This window comes from Sulfitobacter indolifex, assembly GCF_022788655.1.
Classification (GTDB): Bacteria; Pseudomonadota; Alphaproteobacteria; order Rhodobacterales; family Rhodobacteraceae; genus Sulfitobacter; species Sulfitobacter indolifex.
Genome location: NZ_CP084953.1, coordinates 65,280 through 87,138 on the forward strand (window position 1 = coordinate 65,280; position 21,859 = coordinate 87,138).

Consider the following 21,859-nt stretch of genomic DNA (forward strand, 5'->3'; position numbering starts at 1 on the left):
GGACTGAGGAAGAACCGGAGGTCGAACTGTTTTAAGGACATTTCGATAGGCCGCGCTTTTGCATCGAGGCTTGACTGCGACCCTGCGATTAGACGTCCACGTTTGGCTTCGGATTTCAGCATCTCCAGCGCCTTGTGTCCTATCTGGCGTTCAAGTTCCCGGACAGCCCTACGTGTTCATTCTGGCTCTATATCTGTTGCACGCCTTGCGCGATAAGCTGTTAGATGGTTGTCGCGTACAATTTTCGACATGCTTTCGAATGCGCGCCAATTATTGGTAGACATACCTCCGCGGGTAACGGCTTTCACCTCATCGCCGATGTCCGCTAACCTTGCGAGAAGCGGCGATGCCTTTTCGGTGACCTGGACCATTCTGATGCGACGGTCATTTGGGTTGGGACTTCGACATACCAACCCTGCTGCTTCAAGATTTCCCAGGACCCTTGTAACGCTCATTGCGCCAAAGCCACTGATGTCGGCTAGATCGTTCTGGCTCATAGGGCCAAAGCGCGCAATATTCGCCAACGTTCGTGCCTCACCTGGGGTAATACCTAGCGCGGCATCGCTTACTCTGTGCTCAAACTCTGCGCGTAACAAGCGGCCGATGTCGAGCAGAAGGAAGAAAGAGGTGTCGGAATCTATAGGTTGCTGCATGTGTTGCCCTTACCAGTTTAAGAAGGTCTGTACTAAGGCAAGTTTAACAGTTCAAGCTACTGGCTTCGCGTCACCCTCTGAAGGTATTTTGAATATTTTGGGATGGAGAGGGCGGTGGAGCGTACATCGGCAAAGCCGACGCGAGTGCTCTGGCAGGCGCCCGGAACAAATCACGCCGCGCTTAAAGGCGGGCTTGCCGATAAAGCCGCCAATGCGCATCCGTCACGTAGCCGTTTACCAGCCTCTCTACAGGCAAGAGCATAGCGTTTTGAAACGAAAGTTCACCGCGTGTATGGGACCGGTCGTGCTCTCAAATGACCGAGCAAACACACGGGCAATTGCGGTTCGCCGGGCCTCACCGGCGCGTTGGAGCTTCGCGACTGCCCGGCAGAGATCAGCGACAGCGCGGTTCCGGGGGTGTCGGTTGTGGGGCCTCGACCAACACGGCGTTGGCGCGCTGACCGCTGTTGCCGGTGCCTCGAAGGCGCGACGACGTCAAACTCTGGGGCGCAAAACACCGGATGAAGCTCTCGACCAGCGGATCAACAGGATATGCATGAATACGTTGCGGCGATCGGCTCAATCTGCCGCGACTGCCATCGCATCGTTCCAGAGCAACCTCGACCCTCCTGTTGGGGCGCTTCGCGGGCGGGTTCCTGCCGCACCGTCCTGTTGGGGCACTCTCGCGTCCTTTAGAAGCTCCGCGCATAACGGAGCATGATAGATTCTTTGCCGGGGCGCTCATTTTTCAGATCGCTATCCAGAAGGTGGTCTATTGTTAAGGAAATGCGGTTGCCGTTTTTGAGCGTGACGCCACCCCCGAGACTGGACCGAAACAGGACAGGGTCAGCTTTTTTGCCAAGAAGCGTCCCCTGGTGGTATCCGCCGACCGCAAAGCTGGCTTCCAAGAAGGCTTTTTTGTTGTTTAATGGTGCAAATGCATGCACCCCAAAGCCGATAAAATGATTGTTTGTTGTATCGAACTTGGCAGTTGCCATCCAGGAAAACTGGCTCCAGTTTTGCGTATGGAACGGGTCGGAGTGATACTCGAGCAGTACGGCCACGGCTTCTTTGCGGACATTGTCCAGCAGGTCTGCGCCGCCAACGCCAAATACCCATTCGTCGGCGGCCACCGCCTGAGTGCTTCCAAGAGATGTAAAACATGCGAAACATAGGGGCCTTAGGACCATACAAAAGACTTTCTCAGCGTAACAATTAACGTCATATTCAATACCGCATTCGTGCTTAGCATGGCGGTGGGCTCCTATATCCTTCCTGGTGTAGAATAGTCGAGACTTTTAAGGTGCCTTGTCAGGGTTCGGGAATTGATGGCGGTGCCTGGGTCGGCGTTCGCTGACCTGGTTGGGTTATTGAGCGGAGATCGAGGCGCAATGAAGCGGGCCTTTGGTCTGCGCAGGGGCGGCGTTTCGGGCGCTGATCCCCGCGCGGGGGGTGGCGGATATGGCGGGCTTGTTGGATGTGTTGTGCGGTTTTGCGGCGATGCTTTATGTACCATAAGACTGATTATCGGCTAAACCTCTTTGTAGCGGGTGGATTCACAAATGAAGTGCGAATTCTGTATCAAAACAGAACCTTGCATGGAGTTGATCAATGGGACGCTGCTACCCTCACCTGAACCTCGAAGAACGCCGCAAGCTGGCCAAATGGCTTGATGCGAAGATACCAATCAAAGAGATCGCCGACAATTTGCGTCGCGCGCCCTCAACAATCTACCGCGAGATCAGGCGGAACTTCTATCATGACGAAGAACTGCCACAGCTGAACGGCTACCACGCAGTGAACGCGCAGGACAGATACGAACAACGCCGCGCGGTGCATCGTAAGTTGATTCGATATCCTGACATCATGGCGGCAGTCCGCGACGGACTTGATGCGGGTTGGTCGCCTGAGCAGATCGCGGGACGCATGCGGCAAGAGTGCCATCCCATGCGCGTCAGCCATGAGACGATCTATCGTTATGCTTACTCCAAAGATGGCCGTTCTGAGAAGTTCTATCGCCATTTACCAGAGCATCGCCGACGCCGCAGGCCACGCGGAACCCGCAGGCATCATGGGCGCAGATTTCTTGATGAATTTGCCATAGCCCATCGTCCCGAAGCGATAGCCGAACGTAGCCAGTTCGGGCATTGGGAGTGCGATCTGGTGATGTTCCGCAAGGAGTTTGGGAAAGCGAATGTGACTTCGTTGGTCGAACGCGTGAGCCGGTTCGCTGTCGTTTTAAAGAACCCAGATCGTCAGTCAAAGCCGGTAATGGAAGGCCTGATTGATAGCTTATCTCCCCTGCCCGCTGAAGCCCGTCGCAGCATCACATTTGATCGCGGCACAGAGTTCACTGCCTGGCGGCATTTGAAAGCTGGGCTTGGTGTCGACGCTTGGTTCTGCGACCCCAAATCGCCTTGGCAGAAGGGTACGGTCGAAAACACCAACAACCGTCTACGCCGCTACCTTCCGCGAAAGGCTGATCCCACGGTGTTCACAGATCGATATTTAAGGTCGATCTGCGACCGTCTCAACAATACGCCGCGCAAGTGTCTGGGGTATCAAACGCCCGCTGAAGTCTTCCGATTGAACCTGATGGAAAGGGTGACGTCACCCTGATAAACTGATCAAACAGAAATTGCGCTTCAACGTGAGTTCACAGCGGCGCGCGCTACCCTCAAGTGCGACTCTTGTTAGAAAACAGTAGTTTATGCTCACACCGGGGTTGGCCCATCGATCAAGGCCCTTGAACGAAAAACGAATTCGGACGAGCATGTCCGTCACTATGTGAACCGCTATTGGAATTCCGAGTATGATTGGAAAGCAGAGCAGCAGTTGCCCCACCGAGCCTATGACATTGGAGGCAGCAGAATTCCTTCAAGCTGAAAACGAACGACTGAACCACGAGTTGCGCGCGTTCGTCTCAGTGGCGCTGCAGCACGGCTTGCAGGACTATTGTGAAACCAGACACCCGGTGCTCACAGCCGATATCAGATCATCCCAGGATAAATCGCAAGTTGGGGCACGGAAGAAATATGCAGATGTTCTCGCACGGATAAACCAGGTTCCAGGCCTTCAAGGAGAGACCGGCCATACCGAAGACCGCACCTATTACCGCAATGCGCAAGACAATGTCGCCTATATCGAGCATTCGTTCAGAAACAGACGGTTCTTTCTCGGCGGTATTTGGGTGGCGCCACACCATCGAGAGAAGGGAATAGCACACACCATCCTGCGGGCACTTGTAAAAGCTTCGGATGCTGTGGACCTGAGCGTCGAGCTTGTCCACGAGCCGTTCGGCAACGAAGGCCTGCGGATGGACGACCTAGAAGCTTTTTACAATCGACACGGGTTCACCCGACAGCGTACCTCTGATGGTGGAATGGTTCGCTTCCCCCGATCCTCGCTTGATCTCTATCTAGGCGAACCTGGATGAGGACAAACAACCATTATTACGAGAGAGCTGAACACCTGATGACAAGCCTCCGTTTGGCACGAGCGCAAACCAATTTTGACCGTCTAGAAATTTGACCGCTCCTAAAGTATGACTGCGCTCTGGTTCGATAGTTCGACCTTTCAAACTACCTCAATTGCGGTTTTCTCAATAGTCTGGGAGATTAACCACTGATGCTCTCAGCTCATCAGGCTGCAATAGCCAGTTTCCCGGAAAATCCTGACAGGATGTTGGCGCGAGAATTGCTGGAGGGCGGCTTGCGACTCTCGGGCGAGTATACCATTGCCGGACCGGTTGGGATTGATTGGCTCGCTGCCTTCCGTTCGAAGGGCGGCACCGCCACGACAACGCGGCCAAGCCGATAGCATTTTGGGTTACCCACCGACAGCGCCTAGAGACCGACGTCCGATAGGTTTCTTAGAGGTAGAAAAATAGGTGACGGGGATAAGGCGTCTTTTGGGTGAATTTGACCTAAAACTCTTCTCGTTAACTACAGCTTCGGCAAGATAAACAGACTACGGACGAAGGTCTTGGGCCACTTGAGGGGAACTACATACGGGTCAGGGGGTTCTCAGAGTAGTACCTATTGCCGCAAGAATGGCTTGCTGCAGTATACTGACTGAGGAGTACAACATGTTTGTCCAGCTTAAGAAGATTGTCTTTGCAGCTAGCGTTAGCACTCTCGCACTGAGTGCGGTGGCATATGCCTCAGAGGATCTTCGTATTTCTAAGATCGATGTTGAAGCATCTGTTGATGCAGCCTCCGATAGCAACGCGTTGGATTTTTATCCCGACATTGAGGAAGATCTGCGCGAAGAATTGGCTCAGCGTGTGCCTTTAAGTAGCGATAGCGCTGATCCAGAAATTAGGATCGACATTCGCAAGATTTCTCTGAATGGTTCTACTATGCTACCCGAAAGCAGAGAATTCAATGAGCTAGAGGGTGTTGTTGATATCACTAGCCCGTCGGGGGAAAATGCAGGATTGAGCTTTCCTGTGAAAATATCGGCCTACGCCGGAGATACAATTCCTCCGGAAGGGTTTATCAACATGCTGCCTACAGAAACTGATTTTTATACCGCAATGGTAACGACTTTCGCAGATGTCGTGGTTGAGAATTTGGCCAACGTAAATACCTCTGGAAATAAAATTGATCCGTAAACTCGGTCATTGATTACTCTTTCGTTTGCTCTCCGATCACACGTCGAGTAATCGAGTAATAAAGATGGCGCGGGCTTCCTTCTCAGGCCCGCGTCTTGTAGTTTCTGGTGATCAAGACTCGATGAAACTTCCCACTTGGTTTGTGTCTATGGTTTTTAGGTGCCCTCATACATTCACGCATGACCGAAAGCCTTCTGGCCGGTGCGTCAGGTCAAATAAGTAAAGCAGCGCGCGAACATTCGCGAATGTCTAAAAGAGCCTATCAAAAAAACAGCTTTTAGGCTGGAGCACAGACCAGCGAGGCGCGCGCAGAGTGTGGCCTAGAGGGGCTGAGACCCATACTAGATACAAGGAATTTTTGCGAACCATGTCGAAGTCCCGCCCTGACAAATCGGTAATTCCAAACAATTTGAACTTTGAAAGGATCGAGCGAGAGGTCAACGAAGGAGGTGGTTTTTATCACGAGACTGAGCATCACGTTATCTCCTATACCCCAGGAAAGCGGCGGCTTCTTGTTAGTTTTGACAATCTGGCCTCCTTAAAATCAAAGCATCCTCGAAAGCCTTGGGGGCAGGACATCGCCCAGAAGAATGGATGGGGGTCGCTTGGGGTGATGACCAAGAAAAATGATTGGTTCCGTTCAACAGAACTCACCAACTACCTCTCAGAGTTACGTGCGCAGGGTTTATTTGAAAGCTACCCTGCAGTTTCCATGTACGGAGCTTCCATGGGGGGATATGCAGCCTGCTTATTTGCTCCTCTCGCTCCAGGATGTACTGTCGTCGCATTCGCTCCCCAGTCATCGCTTTCTGCTGAGGATGCGCCATTTGAAAAGCGCTATCGTTTTGCGCGCCGTAATTATGATTGGAACTCAACTGAGTGGCGCGATGCAGCACAGGGGATAAAAGCTGCAGGCAAAGCCTATTTGATTTATGATCCCACCATACCTGAGGATCTCATGCATGCGCAGCGCCTCACTGGGCCGCAGGTCTCTCAGCTGACTTGGCCAGGTCTGACACATAAGGTCCCTCCGACCCTAAGGCGGTTAGGCATTTTGGGACCTGTAGCCAAAGAAACATTGACTGCAACGATGACCCATAAACGGTTCCATGAGCTGATGCGTGTGAGGATGAGCACACCCGTTTATGTGTTCCGTCTCATGGAGCGTGCGAGCGCCAAGGGGCATTACCGGTTGGTAGAACAGGCCATCGCAGGCTTGCCCAAGGGCTTTGCCAATTGGAAAATCCGCCAACTGCGGCGAAGAAACGCGGAGAGTCTAAAAAGCTTAAGCGCTCCTCAGAAATGAGGGTCAGCGCCCTTGTTTAATCAGCCGCGTATCCTGATCCAGGAGCGTCTAGCGGCGATAGCATTTCGATTTTTGACCGAAACCTGCAGGGGTGCAAATATAGCCACCCGTACCGGATCCAGCGGACGCAGTTTTGGTTGTCTGCGCCATTGTCTGCTCGGCAAAACCAAAGCCGAAGATGACCGTTAACATCGCTGAAAATGCAAAAATACCGCGCCGGGACCGGCGTGCCAGGTTCTTGTTCACAACTGCTCTCCTCAAACTCGGGCAAGCCTTTCTGATGTTGGCTTGCCTCGATGACAGTGGAGCAACTATGCGAATACGGCGTTTACGGTCAAGGCACCCGTGCGTCTAGTCCATCCCTCAAATACTTGAGGTGGGCCATTTTACGGGTGCCAGATGAGCTTTCAGGTGGCTTAGGCTTTCACGGAAAATGCCACCAAGTCTCTATAAGAAGGGTGTTTCCTGAATCACTTAGCGAGCATCAGGCAGAACATGGGCGGTTTGCCGCCAGTTCGGATATCCAAAGCCGTCTGGCCATGGATAAACTTCCTTTTGCGCAAAATAGACCACCGCTTCGAGTTCGGGATAAGAGGCACTCATCGTTCGGATATCGGCGTTCCACTGGGCGACATGCTCAGCATCACCCGAAAATCCAAGCTCTGCGACCACGATAGGTTTGTTAAAGGTCACAGCACGCTCATACCGAGGACCGAAGATTCCCTCAAAGGTCTGTGCTTGGTCGAGTATTGCCTCTTCCCAGGGCTCGAAGCTGAACACGGAGAGCCCTACGACATCCACGACATCGTCACCGGGATAATAGTCTGCGAGGTTTTCATATCCGAGCGGGGACCACATGTAGCGTGCGGTTGGCGCATTGTTGCGGCAAATGGCGTTCATCCGGCGGAACGCGGAAATATAGTCTTCCGGGCGCCAATTAGACCAAATGAACTGACCACTGGGGTCTTCCATTTCCTGTGCCCAACGGATTGTCATCGGGATATCAAGCTGACCTAAGGCAGAGCAGACGTTCTGCATGGTGGCATCGTAGGTACCATTTTGGATGCCTTCGCGCAGAACTGTCGGGCTGTTGCGGTCGTCGCGCGACCATGTCCAAGGCTCAATTGTGACCAACAGAGTCCGGTTGCGTTCTTTTGCGTAGGTTTCTGCCTCGAACAAACTGGGCAGCAGCACATCTTCCCAAGGAAGGAACAGATGTTCAATCGACACCCCCTTCAAATCCGAAAAGTCGCCATTTGGGTCATAGACGCCAAACGGGAGGTCCCCCGGAGGGACGGATTGTGCGGACAATGTAGTTCCCAAGGCAAGAGCGCAAAGAAGCGATACGGCTCCAGGCGCAAATGTCCGCTTGGGGGTGAACATATGAAGGGGTTTCATTTTGTGCCTCCTTTCAGGGGGGCTGCATTGAGCCACTGCGACCACCAGTGGGGGTTATAGACCATGACATAAGGGGAGCTTTCACCGCCCTGCCCTGCGCCTGTCACAACATAGGTAGGTATGAAGATGCGGACTGTGCTGCGTGTTTCGGTAAGCGCGACTAGGCCTGCATGGCCCCGCTCTCCTGCTGCGATAACAATGCAGGCTGCCGATAATCCCACACAAGCAAATTGCGCGACGGTTCGTGGTTTCCATACTGCAGCGCCCAATTGGTTTTCGCTCAGATGTTTGACAACAATAACTACGAAGACCGTAATGTAGAGTGTAGCGTTAACGAGAGCGAAGATGTAAAAACCAGCAGCTTGCTCTGCCCGTTCCACCCATAGCACTGGGAAGAGGGAAAAAAGCGCCAAGACTAGGTAGGGGGATAGGACCTTCCATCCCAGCATCTGCACGTCCCGTTGGCCTTTTGGCGTCACGCGAAAGTCGACAAAGTTTCCTGTGAGCGTATCTCGCACTGCCATGAGGCTTCCCAAGATCACCCATGGCCACTGCACCAGTGCAAAGAGCATTTTTTCCCATCCCAGCACCTTGGCATCATGGGGTCGGAAGAACCCATCTGTCCGCATACATAAGACAAGGATGATCATGACAGCGATGGAGGGCCAAACATGAAGCAGAAATGCGGGGAAGGTAAGGTTAGCATAGCGCACGTCGAAAATGAGTGCGGCGATGGGCAATATGAACATCAGGGCCATGAAGCCGGCCAGCAGTGGATACCATAATTGGCAGAAAACAAACTGCAACTTACGGCCTGGTGACAGACCGGCAAGATAGCGCGGCGTATGCTGGAGCAGAATGGTCATTAGGCTTCGCGACCACTGAAACTCCTGCACGATCAGATCTGCCACCGTGGGGGGGCCTTCTCCCTCAGCAATAGCATCGATTGCATGCATACCTTTCCACCCTCCCGCGTTGAGGATCATGGAGGTTGAATGGTCTTCGGCCAGCTCAGGTCCGAGCCCTCCGACGGCATGCAGCGCCTTCGTTCGTACGGCATAATGGGAGCCAATACACATGGGCGCCCAGCCGTTTGCATATCCCGCCTGTACGACGCCGTGAAAGACGGCTTCTGTATGCAGCCGGCTCCTTGCGGCCCAACTGTTGGGCGCGTTGCGCGAACAGATGCTTGGTGCTGTGACATAGCCGACATCCGGATCTGCGAAGGGGCGAAGCATCTCGTGCAAATAGTCGGGCTCGGGCACATGGTCAGCGTCAAGCTGGGACACGATGTCATAGTGCTCATAGCCGTAGTGGTCGTAAAAATAGGCGAGGTTACCTTCTTTACACCGCGTCCGGCGGGGCCAGCTTTTGTTGTGATATGCTGCGACCCCTTTGCGCGTGGAGACATGAACATCATGCGCGTGGCACCAGTCTAGGGTCTCACGGTCAGGGTCTTCGTCAGCCAGCCAAGTATCATGGGCCACTGTTTGGGCCAGCATGGCCTTAAGCGTTGCCTTAACGACTTCAAAGGGTTCTGCCGGCGCTTTCGTAACCACCATGGCGACCCGGCATGGACCCAGCTCAGCAAGTGTGCCGGTCGTATGATGTGACCGCAAGAAAAGGTTAAGAAAATAGGCTTGGACAAAAAAGACCCAAGCGACACAAAGCGTGACCGGGACATAGAGGTACCAAGCGGTGGCGTGCTCTGACTGCAACCACCAGTGCCAAAAGAAGGCGACGGTGAGCAGCCATAGGCTGGCCAACAGAACATAGCGCCTTTTCACCTTCCCTTTCAGGAGAGGCTGGCGGAAAAGCTTCGGCTTGTGATCAGGCAGATTTTGCATTTTGTACCTTCAATAGGCCAAAACTGCGCGCCGCATCCGCTATGATGGTATGGATGTCGGAGTGGTTTGGCTCAAAGCCTAGAATTTCCCGGGCTTGGTTGATGTCGGCGATCAAACTGGGCGGATCCCCCTGGCGCCGAGGCGCTTTACGCACCTTTACTTCGGCGCCTGTCACCTCCTCGACCACCTGAATAATCTGCATGTTCGACACGCCTCTTCCACTGCCAAGGTTCAACACCAAGCTGCCGCCGAATTTTTCCAAATGTGCCAATGCCATAAGATGCCCACGCACCAGATCGCTCACATGGATGTAATCGCGCACACAGGTGCCGTCGGCTGTGTCGTAATCTGTCCCGAACAGAGCCAGCGGTTCCCCCTGCGGGCACGTGGCAGCGAGGGCCCGCGGTATAAGATGGGTTTCGGGGGAGTGTTCCTCGCACAGAGCGCCGCTTGGGTCCGCTCCGGCAGCGTTAAAATACCGCAGTATTGCAAAGTCCATGCCCGCCTGCCCTGCGGCATCGCGCAGTATGTTTTCGCAGATCAACTTGCTCTGTCCATAGGGGCTGATCGGACGTTGCGAGGTTGTTTCCGTAATAGGAATGGTTTGTGGGATGCCATAGGTGGCACAGCTGCTGGATAGGATGAAGTGGCGCACGCCGGCAGCTAAGCAGGCCTGAAGCAGAGAAATCATCCCGCAGACGTTGTTGTCGTAGTAGCTGATCGGGTCCTGCATCGAGTCCCCCACATAGGCTGAAGCGGCAAAATGCAGAACAGTTCTGGTTTTATGCTGCCATAGCGCGTGTGTGAGCTGTGTCGTATCGCGCAGATCTATATGGGCAAGCGGCCCCCATCGAACGGCGGCGCGATGACCGGTTACCAAGTTGTCGACAACCAATGGGGGGCGCCCCTCAACGCCAAGAGCATAGCAAGCGTGGCTGCCGATATAGCCTGCGCCGCCTGTCACGCATATGCCAGTCGAGGCGCTCATTCCGCGATCAGCGCAGGTTTCATCTGTCGCAGCTCAGTCTCAAAATAGGGCATTGTGTGGCGCAGCCCTTCAGCCAAAGAAATGCACGGCATCCAGTTCAGGTCCCTGTTGGCTTTTGTAATGTTGGGGCAACGTTGTCTGGGATCGTCTTGTGGCAGGTCCAAATAGTGTATGATGGGAGGAAGGCCGAGGATCTCAAGGATGCTATGGGCAAGGGCACCTATGGTGAATTCTTCTGGGTTGCCGAGGTTGTAGGGGCCAACCGCGCTGTCTGGTGCCGCCATCAAAGCCATAAGACCTGCGATCATGTCGGTAGCATAGCAAAATGACCGGGTTTGGCGGCCATCTCCGTAGATCGTAAGGGGCGCGCCGGACAGGGCTTGCACCATGAAGTTTGAGATGACCCGCCCATCGGCCGGGCACATCGCAGGGCCATAAGTGTTAAAGATCCGTGCGACCCGTATCCGAGCCCCCTTTGTCTTATAGTAGTCGTAAAACAGGGTTTCGGCGGCGCGCTTGCCTTCATCGTAACAGGCCCGAGGGCCCATCGTATTCACACAGCCCCTGTAGTCTTCCGATTGAGGGGAAGTTTCGGGATCGCCGTAGACCTCTGAGGTGGACGATTGCAAAATTTTCGCATCACAAGAAACCGCAAGTTCCAGAAGGTTTAGGGCGCCCCACATGTTGCTCTTGAGTGTATGAATGGGATCGATTTGGTACTTTTGTGGTGAGGCTGCGCAGGCAAGATTGTAGATTTCATCGACAGGGCCAATGTCTGGTAGGGGATTGATGATGTCATGCCGCATCAAGATGAAATTGGGATCACTGAGCAAGATCCCAATATTGGACATCCTGCCAGTTTCAAAGTTATCCATGCAAATGACGATATGTTCGTCATGCAAAAGCGTATGGCACAAATGGCTCCCGAGAAAGCCAGCGCCGCCTGCAACCAAAATGCGGCGGCGAGCATCGGTATTTCTAGATGTGCTGGCCCGATCTGAGTGCAATTTGGGTATGTGCAAATTCATAGGATTTCCTCCAGTATCAGACTATTAGCTCGGGCTGCGAAACGAAGGATGTCGATCGAGGCTGCGTCCCAACTGTGCTGGGACGAATGTGTAGCTCGCGACAATTCAGCGCCGACTATGTGTCTGTGATACTAGTTTAAAATCAAAATCTTACCTGTGAAGCTAACAATAGGGTTAGCCTGACCAAGCTTAAGCTTTGAGCCGGTCAGCGCGGGAAGTCGAACTGCTGAATAATTTTCCAGATCGCATGGTTGATAAGGGCCAACGCTTTGATGGCTGCTTCAATATCTTCGGCCGCAGCATCGTTGAGGGGGTGCGATTGCCCCATCTTCAGCGTGTCCTTGCGGTCGGCGATCCGCATCAGAATGGTGCGGGGATTGTCGCCATCCGCATCAAAAGCATAGATGCAGTGATTGTAGCGGTTGCGTAGCTTGGCTTGTCCCAAAATGCGGCCTGTGATGTCGAGAATCGCGGTTCTTTGATCTGATGGGACCCTGTCGAGCTTTGCCAGACGTTCAACAAGGTCGATCCGTGCGCGCGTGGTGTTTAAGGTCAAGAAGATGACAGTTGCCGTCTCTTTGTCCACTTCTGATAAGCCAGCAATGAAATGGATTAACAGGCTTTCGGTGTTGGTCCAGGTATAGTTGAGCTTGCCTACGAGCAGGAGAAAATCATCAAACTGCAGATGCCGGCCAGCATTCTCATTCATACTGACCTCATCTCTGTTCTGGATTTTTCCAAAAACCAAACGGCTGCTTCTGTACGGTTATTAACGCCAAGCTTAGATATTACGTGGTGGATGTGCAGCTTTACAGTATGCTCAGAGAGGCCCAGGCTATTGGCAATAACCTTGTTCTGCTTACCTTCAGCGACACAGGTCAGTACCTGCATCTCTCGGTTTGTTAGCTCGTCTTTGGCAACTTTAAGGGCGGGATCATGCAAGCTTAAGGAAGCTTGCACAGCGGGGTCGAGCAAAGATTTTGGCTTAGCGCAAATCTCTATCGTTTCTGGTATTTGGGTGTCTGCAGAGGTGTAAAGCTCTGAGGGAATGTAGTTTTCCCCGCAGATCAAAAGCTGCAGGAGGGTCAGCCAACGATCTACGTCTCGGTTCATTGGCAGGAAAGCTAAGTTGAGTGGGGGTTGGGTTGCCCTCATATCGTTCAGGATATCTCGGACCAGCTTCGGCTGTCGGTAAGATAAAGCTACGGTGGCATTGGAAAATTGCTCAAGCAAGACCGGAAGCGCAGTTTTTAAGCCAACAGCCATAGACTGATTTAAAATGATGCTTCGAACTCTATCGGGGCGACAGACTGTTAAATCGAGAAGGGATTCGACAGAAGGCAAACGACAAAAGGCTATATTTTCAAAGCTCGTTTGAGCCAATTTAAGCAATGTGTCCGAGAAGTCATGAGAGTTTCCTACAAAAAAACAGGAGACTTTATCAGAGCTAAAATGTTCATATTTGTGCATAGCATTGTCCCTAACTTTGGCTACAACGTTCTATGCCTGTCTGCCTCATCGCGTATATTTCGTGCTGTGATAAGTCAGCAATTTTTATTTGTTTTGTTAACAAAAGATGTTTTTAACGGGTAGAGATTCTACGCCTTTATGACTAGATAATAACACAAACGGCCCATTTTTTGCCATAATATTATCAAGAGCTCGCTCTTTCAACTTTAGGTGGTATTTTTTTACTTTCTTAGATCGAAAGGTGTAGACCTATAGATCAAAAAATAACGCAGGTCTTCCTATTTTGACTTTCGAGTTTTTAATTTTCTATACATTTCAATAAGTTAAGTGTCTTTGGCGCTACCTAGCCCTAATGGTCAGATAGGTTTTTCTGCCAATTTTCGAGATATTCAGGCTTGTCACCTTGTCGTGATGGCGTGCTCTGCAGCCGGAGTGCGTTGGCGGTTCTGAAGGTCTGGAGTTCCTCTTCTGGAGCTTCTCTCGTTCCCGTCATTTTGTAATCAAAGCAAATAAGGGAGGCGCTATTATCAATAAAACTCAAAAGAAAACTGCGCTCTAACAACCCCTGTTTGGGTGTTTTGCGCGCTTCAAACTTCAATCCAACAGAAACGCACAGCCTTATGGTCGCTTTTGAAATGAGCAGCGATCCGGCATGTGCCCCATAGGAGAAATACAATGCCATCATCTCGCACACCGATTTTTCACTTCGGAAATGGTGATCAAGAACAGGACCAGGATCAATTCCAGGGTCAAGGTCAGGCGCAACTTGAGCTACAAGCACAAGGTCAAGGCCAGCATTCCGATCAGGAACAAGATCAAACTTCAACGCAGGATCAGACATCTGAGAACTGGAATGGCAATGGGAATGGGAATGGCAACCTAAACGCCAATCTCGGTCTGAACGGAAACCACAATGGTAATCATTCCGACAACAAGATGACGAACGACAGCGACACGAGCAACACCAGCAATACCAATAACAATAGCTCGACCAGTAACAATAGCGCGACAACCAATAACACTGGTATGACCAACAACAGCAATACAACTGTTGGGGTCGAGGTTGGCATGAACATGGAAGGGTATATGCCCAACGATGACGACTTTGCTGACATCGACCTGAAAGATGCGTCGGCGAATGATTTCATCATGGCCAAGGGAGATATTGACTACAATCCAGGCAATGATCTTGACCTAGATGATATTCTCAATGACGCCCTGAATGGTGCGGGGAATGACGCGGGTACGGTCAATGCCCAGTCTAACAACCTCAATGACAACGACACTTTGAGCAACGTTAGCAACAGCGGTACGATCAACCAAGACAATGACTCAGCCGGCGGCACAGCAACTTCTGCCGACGGTATTGATGCAGGGGCTGCTGGTGGCAATAGTGGTCAAGGTGGCGCAGCAAACGGCGCTGGAGCCCTGGGTGGTCTCGGTATCGGAGGCGCGGCGACTGCCGGTGGTGGTCAAGGCGGAGCCGGCGGTGCGTCTTCCGCAGCCGGTGGTGCGGGTGCCGATGGTGGTGATGCTGCAGCTGTTGGTCTCGGACTGGGACTGGGTGGTGCAGATTCAGACGCTGACGCTGACGGCGGCGACGGCGATGCTGCAACCTCGATTGGCGCGGGCCTCGGTCTTGGATTGGCTGGTGCTGGCTCCGATGCTGACGGAGGTGACTCCGGTGATGCAGGCGGCATTGGCGTTGGCGTCGGCCTAGGAGGCGCTGGTGCAGATTCCAGCGATGCTGATGGCGGCTCCGCCGGAAGCCTCTTTGGTATTCCCATTGCCGGTGGCGGTAGCACTGGAGATTCGGATGCGGATGCATTCGGAGGCGGCATTGGTCTAGGCGTTGGTCATAGCGGGGACGGCGGCGACGCCGGTTCAATAGGCCTCGCCAACGGTGAAGGTACCGGTAACGGTGCCGGTGGGAATGCCAACGGTGGTGACGGTGGTGACGCAGGCGCATGGTCTGCGGCATTGAACAATGCTCAAGGCAATGGCGGCATGAACATTGCGGGAGCCGGTGACGGCGGTGATGGCTACGGTGGCCACTCCTGGGGTGGCGACACTGGTGATGCCTTCGGTGGTCAAGCAATCGTCGGTGGCGTTCAAGCCGGTGGCGGCACCGGTGGTGCTGGCGGTAACGCGTACAGCGGTGCTGGTGGTGCTGGTGGCAACGCAGGCCAATGGGGTTCAGGTAACGGTGACGACGGTTTCGTCAGCGGTGAATCCTTCGCCTCGGCTGCCTCGCAGATCGACACCACAGCCTTCAACATGTCGATCGTTCAGGGTGCCAACGTGCTTGGCAACACTGTCGATATGACCGTTGTCGGCGGCGGCTTCAGCTCCAGCTACATCGGCGACGATGGCGATGGGGCATAGGTTTAAATAACGGTTCCGGGGCTCAGCGTTCGCTGGGCCCCGGTTTTTTAATCTCAAGATGGTGGCTGCGCATTCCGTCATCTTGCCACGCTAGCAAGGAACCCAGTGTCGCAACTGTTTACATGGCAGAAATGGAACTGGCAGGATGTTAGACAAATTCACCGAAATTATTTCTCATCTGATTGGTATCTTCCATACCACTGTCGAAGCGGAAAGATTGCGCGACGCTTATGAAGACTTTAAGTATCAACAGCTTCACTCTGAACTGGATGACCTTGAGGCTTCACCTATCCATTTTGATTTGCGCTACACGCTCAAGGACTTTGATCCTGAGTTAAAATACACTCCACCTTCTTATGAAACCCCGTTCAAGATCTGGCAGGCAAATGCGGACCCGATCAATCTGCAAGATCCGTATGTTGCCGGGCAGATGAACGCCTTTCCTGAGCTCTATATCGAACAGGGGTACTCTTCCTTCTTCCCCGCAGCACGCCCTTTACTGGTCCTTGAGCCCCCAGGAAGCGTGGTCACGGTGAGCGTGCAAAGCGCTTGGATGGAAGATAATGATCTTCTTCGGATGAACAGTGTCTATGCCGAGTTCAAAGATCCGTCGGTATACATTGCCGCTTTGGCTGGTCTTCAGGAAGCTGCACAGTTCTTGGGTGTTTTAACAGTAGAAGCGACCTTGGATTTCAATGGCAGCGACGCTGCGTCCTTTATAACATTGCATGGTCTTATGGCGCAGACGGACGACACGTCTCGCCTTGGGGAAAAAGTGGTGGTGCTGCATGGATCGGAGGCCTACGGCATGTTCGTCGGGGGGGAGCCCGTCGACGCCCTGCCTTTGCTGGAAGACGTTATGCCTGAGCTTTTACAGGCCGATGATGATGCCGAGGATGAAGATAGCGGTACCTCATCGAATGTTCGCACAAGCGATCTCGATCTGCCCCCAGAAGTGAATACGCAAGCGCCAGATGATGGCGAGCGGATTCAAGATAAAGACCCGTTTGAGGGTTTAAATGCACCCTCCGGTGAAGCTGAATTCTTTGGCCTCGACGACGGCCACCAAGTGGTGACCGGCGGCAATATGATGCTCAATGAAGTGGTCATGAATGTCTCTTGGCTCGATGCTCCCGTTATATCTGTCATGGGAGATGTTGTAGAGTTGAACTTGATCAGCCAGGTCAATGTGCTCGCGGAACATGCCACTTTTAACGGTGTGATACAGGACAGTCTTTCAGCCACATTCAACATCGCGATGATGTCCTACACCTCCCAGTTTGCTGGCGCCGAGACCTCCGAAGGTGCGTCCGAAAATGCAGGTGAAAACAACGATGACATCTACACTGAATTGCCCAAGAACTGGGCGATTACGCGAATTGAAGGCGATGTGCTGACTGTAAACTGGGTGCAGCAATACAGCTTCATGACAGACAATGATCGCGCGGACGTGCAGATTTCTGGCGCCAATACCTACATCAGTCTGGGCGAGAACCTCATCGTCAACTTGGCCAGTCTTGCGGAGATCGGATACGGCTATGATCTCATCATGATCGGCGGCAATCTGATTACGGTCAACCAGATCAGTCAGATGAACGTGATGTTGGATTATGACAGCATCACCGCTGCAGGCGCCACCCCGTTCGGGATCTCAGTAAGTGGTAACTTGCTGTTTAATGGCGCCTCTATCTCCACGGTGGGCATCAATACTTACGGGGCGATGACCGAAAACTTCGCGGCCGCGGGCAAGGCTTTTGCAAATGGTGCGCAGACCATTGACCGTGATGTCGCCCACGACGGTGTATTTGCCGGCGATGACCTGCTGACCGTGCTTTATATTGCTGGTGATTTCAAAACCATCAACTGGGTCGAGCAGACCAATATTATGGGCGACAGTGATCAGGTTCATCTGGCCCTTGATGCCTTTACGGCGAAGACTGGCATGCTGGCAAAACTCCACACAGGGTCGAATGCCGAAATCAACTCTGCCGCGATAAACGTCTATGGTGCTGATTCCGAAGTGCGCGTGCAGGGTGATGTTTACAGCGACGCCTTGCTCTATCAGGCAGAATTTATTGATACGACTTCTAACCCCACTGGGGTCTACATGCCGGCGTTGGCAAATGAAGCGGTCCTATTTCTCGCCGATGGTATGATCACCAACCCCTCTCATTCATCGGACGATCCCGGCATCGTCCCAACCTCACCGGAAAGCATGGCATCCTCCGATCTGATGCAAACAATGCTGGCCTGATAGAGCAGAGCGCATATGAATTACCGCAATCCTTTTCCAGTCCTCCCCTTCTCTTCCAAAACTTTAAAAACAAATAGTCGTTCGCGCTATTCGGCTGCACTTCCTGCAGGGCAAGAGTTCAGAAATGCATTTCTTTTGACACCTTGGATGCGATGTGCGGGTCCCCTGCCGGAGCCTGCCAAAAGGACGCATGCAGGCGCGCAAGACACGCCGGAACAGACGGGCGCGCAGACAAAAACAGAAGTTCCTTCGCCTGCACCACAGGTGGAGGCCCTCCCCGACGCTTTGCAGAGTTCTGGAAACGCCCCGCCCGTAAAAGACGCCGCCGGCCAAAGCTCCGCGCAAAACCATAGCCAAAGTCATCCCAGGGCGTCTCAGCAAGAGACGCAGAGTACGGAGGCAAAGGCTGCCCCCGAACAGCCAACCGAAGCAAAAGCCAAACATGCAGAGCCAAGCAAAACCACACTTGGTGGCATCCAAATCGAAGGGGATACCGGCCCGATCTTAAAGTCCGGTGATGGCAATAAGCCGCCCCGTGGGACCGGGGGTGGTGGTGGCGGCGGCGGAAATGGGGGCAAGCCCACTTTTCACAAGCGTGGCGCACCCGATCAATTTGCCGCACAACTAAGCAAAGGCAAACAGATCGTCCGGCGCAATATGGGCTTCGTGATGATCTTGACTTGCGCGACCAACGTCTTGGTCCTGTCGATCCCCATTTATCTGTTTCAGATATCTGACCGCGTGCTGACCAGCCGCTCTATTGATACTTTAATCATGCTCACGGTGGTCATCGCCGGTGCCGTGATTTTGCAGTCTATTTTTGATGCGGTACGTCGCTTCATTTTAATGCGCACAGCCGTAGAGGTTGCGGTACGTCTCGGTGGGCCGGTATTGAGTGCCGCGGCCCATTCGTCGCTGCATGATAATGGGCGGCAGTATCAGACCCTTGGGGATCTCCAATTGCTGCGCAGCTTTCTTGTTTCCGGCACGCTGATCTCGTTTCTCGACGTTCCTTTTGCCCCTTTGTTCATCGCCGCAATTTTTCTTGTGCACCCACATCTAGGTATGATCGTGGTGGCAACGGCCATGGTCTTGATGGTGATCGCGTTGATCAACCAAAAGGCGACATCCAAACCTTTTGCTGAAGCCAATATGGCTCAAGCGCGCGCCAACATGCATCTCGATTCCATGTCCCGCAACAGCCAGATTATTAACGCCCTTGCCATGGTTCCTGAGGCTGTCACGCTCTGGGGACGTGATACGGCTACCTCTCTTCGGTCTCAGGTTATCGCTCAGGACCGCAATATCATGTGGGCTGCAGTGTCCCGCGGGGCTCGCTTGCTTACTCAGATCGCAATGCTGGGTTGGGGCGCTTTCCTTGCCATTCAAGGTGAAATTACCGGGGGCATGGTCATTGCGGCCTCCATCATCGCGGGGCGCGCGCTCTCACCGATCGAAGGCTCCATTGAAGGGTGGAACGGTTTTTCCCAATCACGCTCTGCATATCAGCGGGTGGAGAACCTGATGATGACGGCCGTTCAGAAGTTTGAAAAGTTACGCCTGCCGCAGCCGGAAGGCCGGTTGAATGTGGAGCGCCTGCTCTATGTGCCTACAGGCACAAAGCAAGTCGTCCTTAATGGCCTTACCTTTTCTTTGCAGCCTGGGGACTCGCTGGCGGTGATCGGTAACTCCGGGGCAGGCAAGACTACTTTGGGCAAGATGTTGGTTGGATCAATCTTGCCGACATCTGGGAATGTGCGGCTCGACCTTATGGATCTGCGCAACTGGGATACCCGCCAGCTCGGCGAGAACCTCGGATACCTTCCCCAAGACGTGCAGCTGTTTCCCGGCACCATCAAAAACAACATTGCGCGGATGCGGTCTGATGCGCGCGACGAGGACATCCACCGCGCCGCCGTCTTGGCAGATGTGCATGACATGATCGCTTCCCTTCCCCACGGCTATGAGACGATGGTCGCAGCAGATGGTTCTCCGCTCTCTGGAGGCCAAAAGCAACGCATTGCTCTTGCGCGTGCCTTCTACGGGAACCCACGCTTTCTGGTGCTGGATGAGCCCAACTCCAACCTCGACACTGCTGGTGACCGCGCACTGGCCAATGCCATTCATCGCGCCGGCGAGGCAGGTATTACGGTGGTGGTCATTACGCAAAAGCCGTCTTTGCTGAGTGTGGTCGACAAGATCATGCTTTTGGCTGACGGCAATATTGCACTTTTCGGCGAGCGCCAGCAGGTGCTCCAGCAACTGTCCCAGCGGAGCAACAACGGCAATCCCCCAGCACCCCATCAGGGAGGACCGAACAATGGGTGAATTGGTAGTCTATTCAGAGCCACCCGCATGGTATGATGAGGTACCACGCTCCATTACGCGACAGGTAATCTTTGGGATTAGCCTGCTTGTCTTTGCCTTCGGAGGATTTGGGCTCTGGGCCTTCAAGGCGCCTTTGGCGGCCGCTGTTATTTCCCAAGGCAGCTTTGTTGCTACCGGAAGCAACAAGATCGTGCAGCACTTGGAGGGGGGCATCATTAAGGAGATCCTCGTTGAGGAAGGTCAAGATGTCGAAGCAGGCCAACCCCTTCTGCTTTTGGATGAAACGTCTGCCTTGGCTACGGAAAGAGAGCTGTTTTTGCGCCAGGTGCGGCTTGAGGCGATGGAAGCGCGCATTCTTGCTGAATACAGTCAAAAGGACGTGCTAGCCTACCCTCTGCATCTCGAGAAACTCCGGAGCGATTTCAACATCGCCTCGATGCTTGACGGACAGGAAATTGTATTTGATGCGGCCACACGTCAGCTGCAAAATGACGTCAATCTGCTTCAACAGAGCATAAATGGCCTGAAAGAACGCGCGCAGGGCTACGAGCAACAGCTCAATGCGACGAAGATACAGCTTGAGATCCTGATCGAGGATTCTGAAGCTAAAGAGATCCTTTTGAATAAAGGCCTCATCCGGCGCACGGAGTACAACACATTGCGACGTGCTATGGCGGAAGCCACAGGCCAAATCGGGCGGCTCGAATCTGAAATCAAGGAAACTCAAGCGCTTTCCATGCGCTATGAATCTCAAATAGAACAGACCATTGATGAGCGGCAAGCGGCGGCTCTCGATGAGCTTCAGGTGGTGCAATCAGAGCTGGAAAGTATTCGAGAGCAAACGCGCAAGGCTCAAGGTATTCTGCACCGGGCTGAAATAGTGGCACCCGTGTCGGGCACCGTGGTGCGCATGCACTATCATACGGCTGGGGGCGTTATTGAAAGCGGGAAGGCAATATTAGAGATCCTCCCGACCGGCGAGCCGCTGATCATCGAAGTTCAGATCCCGCGGGCTGAGATTGATGTCGTACGCAAAGGCCAAGAGGCAACAGTGCGTCTAACAGCGCTAAACCAACGCACCACACCGATCTTGGAAGGTCAGGTCTACTATGTCTCGGCCGACGCTATCTTGGATCGGGCAAATGACGTTCCCCAAGAAATCTATGTCGCGCGTGTGTCGGTGCCGCCCAGAGAGCTCGACCGTGTTCGGGGTTTTACCCCGACGCCAGGCATGCCGGCCGAGATCATGATCACCACGCAAGATCGTACCTTTATCCAGTATCTCATGAAGCCTGTTACTGACAGTATGATCCGCGCCTTTCGCGAACAGTGACCGTGCAACGCGCAAAGCGCGCGCAAAACCAGTCACGGAGAGTGTCTCGGTGTCTTGGGTGTTGCTGGGACCGGCGCTGTCTGACCGGATGAAACGCCGCTGTCCCCCGATCTGCACTACAGAGCGGACATCGTCTGGTTGAAGGTAATCGCGATGTGAAGGTGGTGGGCCACGGTCACAAACCTCTGCAGTACGGGCCGCTGTTGCCTCACCGGCGTGTTGAGATCCTCAAGACGGGCCGCCTCAGTGACCGG

Annotated in this window: 18 protein-coding genes; 8 read left to right on the top strand and 10 right to left on the bottom strand. The window is 53.4% G+C overall.

What is annotated here, in order from left to right; all coding sequences use genetic code 11:
• Window positions 1-176 precede the first annotated feature (176 nt).
• Together DSM14862_RS17770 and DSM14862_RS17775 are read right to left on the bottom strand one after the other, a co-directional pair.
• Entirely contained in the window at window positions 177-653 is a 477-nt protein-coding gene (locus tag DSM14862_RS17770; RefSeq protein ID WP_243254595.1) for a MarR family winged helix-turn-helix transcriptional regulator, read from the bottom strand.
• Between the two features lie 692 nt (window positions 654-1,345).
• Window positions 1,346-1,786 carry an acyloxyacyl hydrolase gene (locus DSM14862_RS17775; protein ID WP_007121571.1) on the bottom strand — a complete coding sequence of 147 codons (441 nt, stop codon included), beginning with the start codon at window positions 1,784-1,786 and terminating at the stop codon, window positions 1,346-1,348.
• A gap of 478 nt (window positions 1,787-2,264) precedes the next feature.
• Between DSM14862_RS17775 and DSM14862_RS17780 the strand changes: the two genes are divergently transcribed.
• The 4 genes from DSM14862_RS17780 (at window position 2,265) to DSM14862_RS17795 (ending at window position 6,574) form a co-directional block, all read left to right on the top strand.
• A complete protein-coding gene (locus DSM14862_RS17780) occupies window positions 2,265-3,272 on the top strand; it encodes an IS30 family transposase (protein WP_243254435.1) in 1,008 nt (335 codons plus the stop codon).
• Between the two features lie 193 nt (window positions 3,273-3,465).
• Window positions 3,466-4,089, top strand: coding sequence for a GNAT family N-acetyltransferase (locus DSM14862_RS17785; protein ID WP_113075777.1), 624 nt, complete (start codon window positions 3,466-3,468; stop codon window positions 4,087-4,089).
• A 651-nt stretch (window positions 4,090-4,740) separates the two neighbouring features.
• The gene (locus tag DSM14862_RS17790) at window positions 4,741-5,268 is read left to right on the top strand and encodes a hypothetical protein (RefSeq protein WP_243254434.1); all 528 of its coding nucleotides are present in this window, start codon (window positions 4,741-4,743) and stop codon (window positions 5,266-5,268) included.
• Between the two features lie 367 nt (window positions 5,269-5,635).
• Complete coding sequence (locus tag DSM14862_RS17795; protein WP_243254433.1) at window positions 5,636-6,574, top strand: hypothetical protein; 939 nt, start codon at window positions 5,636-5,638, stop codon at window positions 6,572-6,574.
• A 48-nt stretch (window positions 6,575-6,622) separates the two neighbouring features.
• On the opposite strand, the gene DSM14862_RS17800 is transcribed toward DSM14862_RS17795, so the two are convergent.
• From DSM14862_RS17800 to DSM14862_RS17835, 8 genes are all read right to left on the bottom strand, one after another.
• Window positions 6,623-6,820: a hypothetical protein gene (locus DSM14862_RS17800; RefSeq protein ID WP_243254432.1), complete on the bottom strand. Its 198-nt coding sequence runs from the start codon at window positions 6,818-6,820 to the stop codon at window positions 6,623-6,625.
• A 228-nt stretch (window positions 6,821-7,048) separates the two neighbouring features.
• Entirely contained in the window at window positions 7,049-7,972 is a 924-nt protein-coding gene (locus DSM14862_RS17805) for a glycoside hydrolase family 26 protein (RefSeq protein WP_007121577.1), read from the bottom strand.
• The gene (locus DSM14862_RS17810) at window positions 7,969-9,819 is read right to left on the bottom strand and encodes a glycosyltransferase family 2 protein (protein ID WP_243254430.1); all 1,851 of its coding nucleotides are present in this window, start codon (window positions 9,817-9,819) and stop codon (window positions 7,969-7,971) included. Before DSM14862_RS17810 ends, DSM14862_RS17805 begins: the two co-directional genes overlap by 4 nt.
• Window positions 9,803-10,807: a UDP-glucose 4-epimerase GalE gene (gene galE, locus DSM14862_RS17815; protein WP_007121528.1), complete on the bottom strand. Its 1,005-nt coding sequence runs from the start codon at window positions 10,805-10,807 to the stop codon at window positions 9,803-9,805. The genes DSM14862_RS17810 and galE overlap by 17 nt, the downstream gene beginning before the upstream one ends.
• Entirely contained in the window at window positions 10,804-11,835 is a 1,032-nt protein-coding gene (locus DSM14862_RS17820) for a UDP-glucuronic acid decarboxylase family protein (RefSeq protein WP_243254429.1), read from the bottom strand. The genes galE and DSM14862_RS17820 overlap by 4 nt, the downstream gene beginning before the upstream one ends.
• A gap of 205 nt (window positions 11,836-12,040) precedes the next feature.
• Entirely contained in the window at window positions 12,041-12,544 is a 504-nt protein-coding gene (locus DSM14862_RS17825) for a hypothetical protein (protein ID WP_007121081.1), read from the bottom strand.
• On the bottom strand, window positions 12,541-13,305 hold the full coding sequence (locus DSM14862_RS17830) for a response regulator transcription factor (RefSeq protein ID WP_243254427.1): 765 nt from the start codon (window positions 13,303-13,305) through the stop codon (window positions 12,541-12,543). Before DSM14862_RS17830 ends, DSM14862_RS17825 begins: the two co-directional genes overlap by 4 nt.
• Window positions 13,306-13,654: 349 nt before the next feature.
• Window positions 13,655-13,990 (bottom strand): hypothetical protein, encoded by a 336-nt coding sequence (locus DSM14862_RS17835; RefSeq protein WP_131541709.1) that lies wholly within the window; start codon window positions 13,988-13,990, stop codon window positions 13,655-13,657.
• Between DSM14862_RS17835 and DSM14862_RS17840 the strand changes: the two genes are divergently transcribed.
• The 4 genes from DSM14862_RS17840 to DSM14862_RS17855 all read left to right on the top strand — a co-directional run bounded on the left by DSM14862_RS17840 (window position 13,981) and on the right by DSM14862_RS17855 (window position 21,605).
• Window positions 13,981-15,690 carry a hypothetical protein gene (locus DSM14862_RS17840; protein ID WP_243254565.1) on the top strand — a complete coding sequence of 570 codons (1,710 nt, stop codon included), beginning with the start codon at window positions 13,981-13,983 and terminating at the stop codon, window positions 15,688-15,690. The genes DSM14862_RS17835 and DSM14862_RS17840 overlap by 10 nt on opposite strands.
• A 145-nt stretch (window positions 15,691-15,835) precedes the next feature.
• A complete protein-coding gene (locus DSM14862_RS17845; protein WP_007121078.1) occupies window positions 15,836-17,944 on the top strand; it encodes a hypothetical protein in 2,109 nt (702 codons plus the stop codon).
• Between the two features lie 147 nt (window positions 17,945-18,091).
• Window positions 18,092-20,272: a type I secretion system permease/ATPase gene (locus tag DSM14862_RS17850; RefSeq protein WP_007121077.1), complete on the top strand. Its 2,181-nt coding sequence runs from the start codon at window positions 18,092-18,094 to the stop codon at window positions 20,270-20,272.
• On the top strand, window positions 20,265-21,605 hold the full coding sequence (locus tag DSM14862_RS17855) for an HlyD family type I secretion periplasmic adaptor subunit (protein WP_007121076.1): 1,341 nt from the start codon (window positions 20,265-20,267) through the stop codon (window positions 21,603-21,605). The genes DSM14862_RS17850 and DSM14862_RS17855 overlap by 8 nt, the downstream gene beginning before the upstream one ends.
• Window positions 21,606-21,859: the final 254 nt, after the last annotated feature.